The 10,989-nt window shown below is 71.5% G+C and carries 9 protein-coding genes; 7 read left to right on the top strand and 2 right to left on the bottom strand.

Annotated features, from left to right (window positions below; all coding sequences use genetic code 11):
• Positions 1-1,356: citramalate synthase (cimA, locus tag ACWDZ7_RS41935; RefSeq protein ID WP_451804100.1), on the top strand; the 1,356-nt coding region annotated here is incomplete at its 5' end.
• Positions 1,357-1,404: 48 nt separating this feature from the next.
• Entirely contained in the window at positions 1,405-2,775 is a 1,371-nt protein-coding gene (locus ACWDZ7_RS41930) for a hypothetical protein (protein ID WP_451804098.1), read from the top strand.
• A gap of 33 nt (positions 2,776-2,808) precedes the next feature.
• Here the strand turns inward: ACWDZ7_RS41930 and ACWDZ7_RS41925 are convergent, their stop codons facing one another.
• Both ACWDZ7_RS41925 and ACWDZ7_RS41920 read right to left on the bottom strand, forming a co-directional pair.
• Entirely contained in the window at positions 2,809-3,336 is a 528-nt protein-coding gene (locus ACWDZ7_RS41925) for a hypothetical protein (RefSeq protein WP_451804096.1), read from the bottom strand.
• Positions 3,337-3,427: 91 nt separating this feature from the next.
• Entirely contained in the window at positions 3,428-6,061 is a 2,634-nt protein-coding gene (locus ACWDZ7_RS41920; RefSeq protein ID WP_451804094.1) for a P-loop NTPase fold protein, read from the bottom strand.
• A gap of 173 nt (positions 6,062-6,234) precedes the next feature.
• On the opposite strand from ACWDZ7_RS41920, the gene ACWDZ7_RS41915 reads away from it, so the two are divergent.
• From ACWDZ7_RS41915 to ACWDZ7_RS41895, 5 genes are all read left to right on the top strand, one after another.
• A complete protein-coding gene (locus ACWDZ7_RS41915; RefSeq protein ID WP_451804092.1) occupies positions 6,235-6,792 on the top strand; it encodes a hypothetical protein in 558 nt (185 codons plus the stop codon).
• 97 nt (positions 6,793-6,889) lie between these two features.
• Positions 6,890-7,729, top strand: coding sequence for a DUF4097 family beta strand repeat-containing protein (locus ACWDZ7_RS41910; RefSeq protein ID WP_451804090.1), 840 nt, complete (start codon positions 6,890-6,892; stop codon positions 7,727-7,729).
• Between the two features lie 72 nt (positions 7,730-7,801).
• The gene (locus ACWDZ7_RS41905; RefSeq protein ID WP_451804088.1) at positions 7,802-8,806 is read left to right on the top strand and encodes an ATP-binding cassette domain-containing protein; all 1,005 of its coding nucleotides are present in this window, start codon (positions 7,802-7,804) and stop codon (positions 8,804-8,806) included.
• The gene (locus tag ACWDZ7_RS41900; RefSeq protein WP_451804086.1) at positions 8,803-9,594 is read left to right on the top strand and encodes an ABC transporter permease; all 792 of its coding nucleotides are present in this window, start codon (positions 8,803-8,805) and stop codon (positions 9,592-9,594) included. Before ACWDZ7_RS41905 ends, ACWDZ7_RS41900 begins: the two co-directional genes overlap by 4 nt.
• Positions 9,595-9,772: 178 nt before the next feature.
• Positions 9,773-10,989, top strand: a 1,217-nt coding sequence (locus ACWDZ7_RS41895; protein ID WP_451804084.1) for an acyl-CoA carboxylase subunit beta, incomplete at its 3' end; no start/stop codon positions are given.

Below are 10,989 nucleotides of genomic sequence, written 5' to 3'. Positions count from 1 at the left end.
ACCCGCCGCGCGGGCGCCAGGGCGGCCGAGGACCCGCAGGTGGGCGCGCTGCTGGAGTCCGGCGCCCCGATCATCACGCTGGTCGCCAAGGCCCACGACCGCCATGTCGAGCTGGCCCTGCGCACCACCCTGGACGAGAACCTGGAGATGGTCCGCGACACCGTCTCCCACCTCGTCGCGCGGGGCCGCCGGGTCTTTGTCGACTGCGAACACTTCTTCGACGGCTACCGCGCCAACCCCGAGTACGCCAAGGCCGTCGTGCGGGCCGCCGCCGAAGCGGGCGCCGACGTCGTCGTCCTGTGCGACACCAACGGCGGCATGCTGCCCGCCCAGGTTCAGGCCGTCGTCTCCACCGTCGCCGCCGACACCGGCGCCCGGCTCGGCATCCACGCCCAGGACGACACCGGCTGCGCGGTCGCCAACACCCTCGCCGCCGTCGACGCCGGCGCCACACACGTGCAGTGCACCGCCAACGGCTACGGCGAGCGCGTCGGCAACGCCAACCTCTTCCCGGTCGTCGCCGCCCTGGAGCTGAAGTACGACAAGCGGGTCCTGCCCGAGGGCTCGCTGCGCGAGATGACCCGTGTCTCGCACGCCATCGCCGAGGTCGTCAACCTCACGCCTTCCACGCATCAGCCGTACGTGGGTGTCTCGGCCTTCGCCCACAAGGCGGGCCTGCACGCCTCCGCGATCAAGGTCGACCCGGACCTCTACCAGCACATCGACCCCGACCTCGTCGGCAACCGCATCCGCATGCTCGTCTCCGACATGGCGGGACGGGCCTCCATCGAGCTCAAGGGCAAGGAGCTGGGCGTCGACCTCGGCGACGACCGCGCGCTGGTCGGCCGCGTCGTGGAGCGGGTCAAGGAGCGCGAGCTCAAGGGCTACACGTACGAGGCCGCCGACGCGTCCTTCGAGCTGCTGCTGCGGGAGGAGGCCGAGGGCAGGGCGCGGAGGTACTTCCGCGTCGAATCGTGGCGGGCCATCGTCGAGGACCGCCCCGACGGCACACACGCCAACGAGGCGACCGTGAAGCTCTGGGCCAAGGGCGAGCGCATCGTCGCCACGGCGGAGGGAAACGGCCCGGTCAACGCCCTCGACCGGGCGCTGCGGGTCGGCCTTGAGCGGATCTACCCCCAGCTCGCCAAGCTGGAGCTGGTGGACTACAAGGTCCGCATCCTGGAAGGCAAGCATGGCACGTCCTCCACGACGCGGGTGCTGATCTCGACGAGCGACGGCGTCGGCGAGTGGTCGACCGTCGGCGTCGCGGAGAACGTCATCGCGGCGTCGTGGGACGCGCTGGAGGACGCGTACACGTACGGGCTGCTGCGGGCCGGGGTCGAGCCGGTCGAGTAGCCGCTCCCCGAACCTCCCTCGACGGCCCCGCTGAGTTACGTTCTAAGTATGAGGAACAGGACGAAGCGGATCAGTGTGGGGCTGTCCGGGCTGCTGCTCGCCCTGGGCGCCGCGTCCTTCACGGGGGCGCCCGGGGCGTCGGCCGCGTCCAGTACGTCCGAGGTGGCCGAGGCCTGGGAGAAGAGCCCGGTGTACGTCGACCCCGCGGCGTCGGACCAGCTGTCCGATTCCCAGGCGGACGCCCTCGCCCTGAAGATCGAGCAGGCGGACAAGCCGGTGTTCGTGGCCGTGCTGCCGCAGGACTTCCCGCGGCAGGACATCTTCCAGAAGCTGCGGACCGAGACGGGCGTGACCGGGGTGTACGCGGTACGGCTCGGCGACGGCTTCGACGCCAGGGCCGACCATTCCGTGCTCAGCCGCAACGCCGTCGCCAACCTCGTCTCCCTGGTGCGCGGCGAGGACACCAACACCCAGCTCAACGACTTCGTCGACGAGGCCATCACACAGATCCCCGGCAGCGCCCCGCAGTCCTGGAGCGGCGGCCCCGAGGGCGACGGCGTCTCCGTGGGCGCCCTCGCGGGCGTCGGTGTGGTCATCGTCGCCGGTGGCGTCGGTGCGTACGCCGTGATCCGGCGCAAGAAGCGGCGCCACGACGAGGTGCGGCGCGAGGCGCTGCGCAAGCTGTCCGTCGTCGTCGACGAGGACATCACCGCGTTCGGCGAGGAGCTCGACCGGCTCGACTTCCACCCGGCGGAGGCGGGGGCCGACGACGCGATGCGCGCCGACTACGAGCGTGCCCTCGACGCGTACGAGAAGGCCAAGTCGTACATGGCGGCGGCGACGCGCCCCGACGACGTGCGGGGCGTGACCCAGGCACTGGAGGACGGACGCTTCTCGCTGGCCCTGCTCGCGGCGCGGCGCGAGGGCCGGGAGCTGCCGGAGCGGCGCGCCCCGTGCTTCTTCGACCCGCGGCACGGCCCCTCGGTGAAGGACGCGATGTGGGCGCCGGTCGGCGGTGCGGAGCGTGAGGTCCCGGTGTGCGCGGCGGACGCGGCGCGTCTCGCGGACGGCCAGGACCCGATGGTGCGGACCGTGGCCACGGAGTCCGGGGAGCGGCGGCCCTACTGGGAGGCGGGACCCGCGTACGGGCCGTGGGCCGGCGGCTACTTCGGCGGGGGCATCCTGCCGGGGATGCTCATCGGCACGATGCTCGGCGGAATGATGGCCGGCCCCGCGTACGGAGCGGACTACGGCGCCGGGTACGGGGATGTCGGCGGCGGCTATGGAGGCGGGGACTACTCGGGGGCGGACTTCGACCCCGGGGACTTCGGTGGCGGCTTCGGCGGCGGTGGCGGGGACTTCGGGGGCGGCGGCGACTTCGGAGGTGGCGGGGACTTCGGCGGGGGCAGCGGGTTCTAGGCCCGGCCGTCGCCCGGCCGTCGCTCGGTGGTCTCAGGGGGCCGATACCGACCAGCGGCCCGAATGGCCCGGTGGCAGCGCCAGGTCCCGGCGTACCGCCGCGTAGTACCCCTGCCGCGCGGTCCGCTGTCGCTCCAGCATTCCGGCCCACGCGTCCGGGTCGTGCGTGTCGTCGCGCAGGAACCGCTCCATCTCGATCACCGTGAGCACCCAGATCCGCGCCTTGTCCACCACGTCCGGCGCCCCCAGCATGAGCAGCGCCTCCCCGGCCGGGTCGCGGGCGTCCGCGGCCTCCGTGAAGTGCGGCGCGGCCGCCTCGGGGGAGAGGGGGTGCGGGTGGGGATCGTTGCCGAGGTGGGCGGCGACGCGGTAGGTCAGGGTGACGGACTGCTTCAGGACCCGGGCGTACTCGGTGTAGATCGCGAGCCGCCGCTCCTCCCAGCGGGCCGCCTGCTCACGCCGGAAGCGGACCCGGTCCCCCCGCATGATCGCCATGTACGACCCGAGCGCACCGACGATCACGCCGATGAGCGCGGGCAGTTGCTGTATGAACTCCGGCACGGCGACACCGTAACGCGCGGACGCGGGTCGCGGCAGGGGTGATCGGATCGGTGGCGCAGCCGTTGGACTCCAGGTCGAGGGAGACGTCCGGCTACTCGGCGTGTGTCGACAGACCCCAGGCCCGCCGTATCCCGTCTATGAGCGGTCTCGCGCTGTACGGCGACACGGCCAGTTCGAGGCGGGCCTCCGCGAGCAGCTCGGGATCGCCGTCCGGTGTCCGCCCGGCCGCCTCCGTCCGGCGGCGGCCGAACCCGTCGCTGCCGAAGATGTCGAGGAGGGTGAGGGAGAAGTAGGCGTAGGTGGCCGCCTCGTCGATGAGCGGCTCCGCCTCGCCGGGCGGCCCCTCGCCCCGGACGTCGGAGCGCCACCGCTCCCGCACCGCGTGGACGGCGAAGTACTCCAGGGCTCGCCGCAGCTCGGGCTCCCGGTAGGCACCGGTCCGCAGATGCCCCGCCAGGGTGCGGAAGGAGCCGAGGATCACGCTGGTGTCCGGGGTCCACCGCTGCTTGGCGAGGAGGGTGCGGAACCCGGAGAGGGTCTCGCTCAGCTCCTCCAGGACCATCGCCCGTGAGATGTCGGCGAGTTCGAAGTGCTGGGTCGCCTCCTGGATCTCCAGGAGCCGCCGCCCGTACCGGATCAGATCCCGGGGCAGACCACCGGAGAGCGCGTGCGCGAGCAGGATGTACGGGTCGGAGATGCCGGGCGCCCGCTTCCGCAGGATCGCCGCCGACTCCGCGAGGGCGCCCGGCTGTACGTGGACGACCTCGTCCAGCGAGCTGTCCGTGACGTCCCGGTGCGGCAGCCCGCGCCGCACGAACGCGGCGCCGACGTCCTCGGCGACCGAGATCAGATAGTGCACGCGCGGCACCCCGAGGATCGCCTTGATCTCCCCGAGGAAGGCGAGCGCCTGCACGTCGGTGCCGAGCCGGTCCACCTCGTCGATGGCGATGATGACGCGCCGCTCGTCCTTGTGCATCGTGCGGGCGATGTGCTTGAGCAGCGTACGGAAGTCCTGGACCAGCGCCGGGTAGTTGGGCGGGACCGTGGACAGGGACGTGGAGTGGGAGGTGCCCAGCGTCAGGAGCTGGGTGGCCCCCGTGTTCATGACGGCCGTGGACGTCTGCACGGTCTGCAGCCGGTAGAGGTGGTTGCGGCAGGCGGCGACCAGCCTCGGCTCGGGGCGGAAGAGGTGCCGGGGCCTGTGCCTGAGCTGGTCGAGTGCCAGGCCGGTGATCCACAGGCACATGCGGGCCGGGTTCTCGGAGTCCGTGAAGACCGGGCGGGTCACGTCGAGCCAGAGCAGCGTGCCGAGGAGGGCGTACGGGTACAGGCGGTGGGCGCCGCGCAGGACCGGGTGGCTCCACCGGGAGCCCATCGGCCAGACCAGCGCCGACAGCAGCAGGGGCAGGAAGACCAGGTGGTCGTCGACCAGCGCGTCCAGGTGCCGCCGCACATCGGGGTCGAAGACGAGCGAGAGGAAGGGCCCGAAGATCAGGGCGGCGACGAGGCCGCGGTACAGCAGCTGCCCCGTCCGTAACAGCACGGGAGGCATCACCCTGTTCCGGCGCAGCGCCCAGACGAGCATGCCGGCGCAGGCCAGGACCAGGCCCGCGCCCGCCGCGTCGCCGTGCCACACCTCGCGTGCGAGCCCGGTGGCCTGATCGGCGCGCCCGGCGAACCACTCCCGTGCCCGGGGTGCGTACTCGGCCTCCAGGGACCGCACCGTCGCGAACAGCCCGAGCGCGATGAGCCCGCCCGCGAGCCCGGCGAACCCCAGCCACCGCGCGAGCCGCTTCAGCGCGGGGACGAAGCGGCGCACGGCGCGGTTGAAGTGCGGCAGCCGCACGAACTGCGGCGCGGAGTAGCCGGCCTGCCAGATGTACTCCTCACAGACCCGTATGAAGAGGGAGGTGAGGAAGTCGTGCGGGGTGTACGTCGCCGGGGCGTGCGCGGAGACGAAGAAGTCCCCCTGCTCGACGCAGTTCTCCAGAAGCGTGGTCTTCCCCGCCCCGCGCGGACCGCTGACGGCGATCGTCCCGCCGTCCATCTGCGCGAGCTTGCGCTTCAGGCGCCGGGCGGCGTCGCTCTCGACGAGATACCGGTGGCTGCTCGGGGAGCGCAGCCCCTCCTGGCTCTCGGGCAGCAGCAGTGAGTCGAGGTCGTCACCGAGCAACTCGTCGACGACGGCGCGTACTTCGCGCGCCAGGCCGTGCAGCCGCATGTCCACGGACCAGCGGTGGCCCTTCTGGCGCAGCGGCAGCCACAGCGCCCCGGCGGCCAGGCCGAGCAGGCCCGTCCACACCCAGCGCCACAGCTGCTTCCGGGCGACGCGGTGCCGCAGGGAGAAGGCCAGGGCGGTCACACATGCGAGGAGCGGCACCGCCAGGCCGTAGAGGAAGGGGACGCCGCGCAGCCACGCGACGGCGGTGACGACGGCGAACACGTAGGCGCAGCCGGCGCGTCCACTCGGACGCGTCAGCGCGGACGATGCCTCGAACCGCTCCTCGGCCAGGCGGTACCGGCGCGAGGCCGCGCGGTAGGCGCGGTGCTGCGACGCGAACGCCCGCAGGACCCGGGAGACGTTCTCCTGTGCGCACATGACGTCGACCACGGTGTCCGCGGTGACTCCGGGCCGCGCCTCCAGCCGCTTGGCCAGGCCGGGTCTCTCCAGGCAGACGAGAACGGTCTCCCGGTATATCTGCTCTTCCGCGCCGCTCTCCCACACGACGGCAGCATAGCCATGCCGGTGGCGGCATGGCGCCACTTCGGTGCCACCTCGGAGCCAGCTTTCACTGCGGCCTGCCTGACCTGCGGGATGAGGCGACTGTGGCCACTCCGGCGGCGGCCATGGCGCCGTGCGCGCTTGCCATGGCGCCATGATGGAGCCACTATGGCGTCATGAACCTCACGCAGTACGTCGACCAGCTCCGGCAGGAGCTCGCGGTCGCCGCCGAAGCCGGTGGCGACGAGGCCCGCGCCCTGGCCGAGCGCCTCACCGCCCCGCTTGAGTCGGCCGCCCGGCTCACGCTTCTGAACGCCCTGTCCGCCGCCGCGGAGGAGATCACCAGCGATCTCGCGCCGGGCTCGGTCGACGTGCGGCTGCGGGGCCTCGACCCCGAGTTCGTGGTGACGCCCCCGCCGGTGGCGGATTCCTTCGACGCCCAGGCGGAGTACGGGGCCTTCATGGCGTCGAAGCCGGCGCCGCCCGCCGCGCCCCCGGCCTCGGCCTCGGACGTTCCGGACGACGGCAGTACGGCCCGTATCAACCTCCGCCTGCCGGCCCACGTCAAGGCCCGCGTGGAGGAGGCCGCGAGCCGCGACGGCCTCTCGGTCAACGCCTGGCTCGTCCGCGCGGTCTCCGCCGCCCTGGACCAGCCCGACGGCAAGCAGGGCGCGTCCGCAGGCCACCGCGGCGGCCCGGCCTTCGGCGACGGCTACACGGGCTGGGTTCGCTGACCTCCCGCACGGCGCTCCAGCCAGAACGCGACCGCACGCATCACCGACATCGAGCCCCGAGCCCATAGGGCTCGTCGAGCCACAGGACGGGACAGCCATGCCTGCTTTCGACACGCCCAAGCCCATCACCGCCACCGTCTCCTTCGACGCCGGAACGCTCCGCGTCAACGCGGGGGACGGCACCGAGACGGTCGTCGACGTACGACCCAGCAGCGCGACCCGGGACGCGGACATCAAGGCCGCCGAACACACCCGGGTCGAGTTCGCGAACGGCACGCTCCTGGTCAAGGGGCCCAAGGACCGTTCCCCGTTCAGCAAGGGCTCGTCGATCGATGTGGAGATCACGCTGCCGGCCGGCTCCGAGATGCGGACCAACACCGGGTTGGTGCACTTCTCGGCGCGGGGCAGGCTCGGCGACTGCGAGGTCAAGACGTCCGCGGGTGACGTCCAGGTCGAGCAGGCGGCCGACGTCCAGCTGACCACGGGGTACGGAGATGTCTCCGTGGGCCGCGTGACCGGCCCGGCCCGTGTCACCACCGCCTCCGGCGAGATCCGGCTCGGCGAGGTCACGGGCACGGCGACGACCAAGAACTCCAACGGCGTGACCAGCCTCGGGGAGATCGGGGGCGACCTCACGGTGAAGGCGTCGAACGGCTCCGTCGCCATCGGCCGCGCGGCGGCGGACGTCACGGTCAGGTCCGCCAACGGCGCCATCCGCGTGGGCGAGCTGGTGCGCGGCACAGCGGTCCTGGAAACGGCCGCGGGCCAGCTGGAGATCGGTATCCGCGAGGGCACGGCGGCCTGGCTGGACGTACGGACACGCGCGGGTGCGGTACGCCAGCCCCTGGACGAGTCCCAGCCCCCGGCCGACCCCGCGGACACGCTGAAGCTACGGGCCCGCACGGGAATGGGCGACATCACCTTCCACCGAGCCTGACCCCTTCCCCCGAGCCGGGCCCACTTTCCACTCCCCCTTCCTTCCATCCCAGCCTTCGACCTGGAGGGCCCCATGCCTTCACCTGTCATGTCCACGTCTATTCATGCCAACGGTCAGGAGCCGCCCGCCGCCGTCTCCGCTGTCGGGCTGCGGAAGTCCTACGGGGACAAGGCCGTGCTCGACGGCATAGACCTGCGTATCCCGGCAGGCACCGTCTTCGCGCTGCTCGGACCGAACGGGGCCGGCAAGACCACCGTCGTGAAGATCCTCTCCACCCTCATCACCGCCGACGCCGGTGAGCTGCGCGTGGGCGGCCACGATCTGGGCGCCGACCCGCAGGCCGTGCGGGCCGCGATCGGTGTCACCGGGCAGTTCTCCGCCGTCGACGGCCTGATCACCGGTGAGGAGAACATGCTCCTCATGGCGGATCTGCACCACCTCCCCCGCCGCGAGGGGCGCCGGGTCGCCGCCGAACTGCTTGAGCGCTTCGACCTGGTGGAGGCCGCGAAGAAGCCCGCCTCCACCTACTCCGGCGGCATGAAGCGCCGCCTGGACATCGCCATGACCCTGGTCGGCGACCCCCGCATCATCTTCCTCGACGAGCCCACCACCGGCCTCGACCCCCGCTCCCGCCACAACATGTGGGGCATCATCCGGCAACTGGTCACCGACGGCGTCACCGTCTTCCTCACCACCCAGTACCTGGAGGAGGCCGACGAACTCGCCGACCGCATCGCCGTCCTCGACAACGGCAAGATCGCCGCCGAAGGGAGCGCGGAGGAGCTCAAGCGGCTCGTCCCCGGCGGACACGTGCGGCTGCGGTTCGCCGACCCCGCCGCCTACCGGAGCGCCGCCACCGCCTTGCGTGGGGTCACGAGGGACGACGAGGCCCTCACCCTCCAGATCCCCAGCGACGGCAGCCAGCGCGAGCTGCGCTCCATCCTCGACCGGCTCGGCTCCGCCGGCGTCGAGGCGGACGAGCTGACCGTGCACACCCCTGACCTGGACGACGTCTTCTTCGCCCTGACCAGCACCAGCAATGCGAGCACCAACGTCCTCAAGGAGACCGTCCGATGAGCTCCCTCGCCTTCGCCGTCCGCGACGCGAACATCATGCTGCGCCGCAACCTGCTGCACGCGCGCCGCTACCCGTCGCTCACCCTCAACCTGCTGCTCACGCCGATCATGCTGCTGCTGCTCTTCGTCTACATCTTCGGCGATGCCATGAGCGCGGGCATCGGCGCCGGCGGCGCGGACCGCTCCGCGTACATCGCGTACGTCGTCCCGGGCATTCTGCTGATGACCATCGGCGGCACCGTGGTCGGCACCGCCGTCTCCGTCTCCAACGACATGACCGAAGGCATCATCGCCCGCTTCCGCACGATGGCCATCCATCGCGGCTCCGTACTGACCGGGCACGTCATCGGCAGCGTGCTCCAGTCGATCGCCAGCGTCGTCCTCGTGGGCGCCGTCGGCGTGGCCATCGGCTTCCGCTCCACCGACGCCACCGCACTGGAGTGGCTGGCGGCCTTCGGACTCCTCGTGCTCTTCGCCCTGGCACTCACCTGGATCGCCGTCGGCATGGGCCTCATCAGCCCGAACGCCGAGGCCGCCAGCAACAACGCACTGCCCATGGTCCTGCTGCCGCTCCTCTCCAGCGCCTTCATCCCGGTCGACACCATGCCCGGCTGGTTCCAGCCCATCGCCGAGTACCAGCCCTTCACCCCCGCCATCGAAACCCTGCGCGGCCTGCTCCTGGGCAGCGGGATCGGCCACAACGGATGGCTCGCCGCCGCCTGGTGCCTGGGCCTGACCGTCCTCGGCTACTCCTGGTCGACCTCCAAGTTCAACCGCGACCCGAAGTAGCCCGTAGTCCGCCCGCTTCCGAGACGGCTTTTGTAAGAACCCCACAGAGGGCGCGGGCCTGAGCAGTCACTTGTTCAGTAACCCCGCCCTCTTCTGTCCGGGGGTGCCAGGAAAACAGCCCGGAGACTGTACAGAGTCGACGGTCCGTTTCCCCAGGGACGCTCCGTAAGGTCGCTACATGACCGTTTTGGACGAGACCGCCTCCCCCGGGGGCGAGCCCACCGACGCGCGTGGGCGCGTGGCCGAACTGCACGAGATCCGTGCGGAGGCGCTGCGCGGGCCCAGCGAGAAGGCGACCGAGGCGCAGCACGCCAAGGGCAAGCTGACCGCACGCGAGCGGATCGAGCTGCTCCTCGACCCGGGCTCGTTCAATGAGGTCGAGCAGTTGCGCCGGCACCGGGCGACCGGTTTCGGCCTGGAGGCGAAGAAGCCGTACACCGACGGTGTCATCACCGGCTGGGGCACGGTCGAGGGCCGTACGGTCTTCGTCTACGCGCACGACTTCCGGATCTTCGGCGGCGCCCTGGGCGAAGCCCACGCCACCAAGATCCACAAGATCATGGACATGGCCATAGCGGCCGGTGCCCCGCTGGTCTCCCTGAACGACGGCGCGGGCGCCCGCATCCAGGAGGGCGTCTCCGCCCTCGCCGGATACGGCGGCATCTTCCAGCGCAACACCAAAGCCTCCGGCGTCATCCCGCAGATCAGCGTGATGCTCGGCCCGTGCGCGGGCGGCGCCGCCTACAGCCCCGCGCTCACCGACTTCGTCTTCATGGTGCGCGAGACCTCGCAGATGTTCATCACCGGGCCGGACGTGGTCCGCGCGGTGACCGGCGAGGAGATCACCCAGAACGGCCTGGGCGGCGCCGACGTGCACGCCGAGACGTCGGGCGTCGCACACTTCGCGTACGACGACGAGGAGACCTGCCTCGCCGAGGTCCGCTACCTCATCGCGATGCTGCCGTCGAACAACCGCGAGAACCCCCCGGCGCACGAGTCCGACGACCCGGCCGACCGACGCTCCGACGTGCTGCTCGACCTGGTCCCGGCGGACGGCAACCGCCCGTACGACATGACCAAGGTCATCGAGGAGCTCGTCGACGAGGGTGACTACCTCGAGGTCCACGAACGCTGGGCGCGGAACATCATCTGCGCCCTGGCCCGCCTGGACGGCAAGGTCGTCGGCATCGTCGCCAACCAGCCGCAGTCCCTGGCAGGCGTCCTGGACATCGAGGCCTCGGAAAAAGCAGCTCGCTTCGTCCAGATGTGCGACGCCTTCAACATCCCGATCGTCACCCTCCTGGACGTTCCCGGCTTCCTCCCGGGCGTCGACCAGGAGCACGGTGGAATCATCCGCCACGGCGCGAAGCTCCTCTACGCCTACTGCAACGCGAC

The sequence above is a fragment of the Streptomyces sp. NPDC003032 genome (assembly GCF_053591415.1).
Note: the sequence above shows the minus strand (reverse complement) of the source record. Positions and strands in the feature narration are given on the sequence as shown.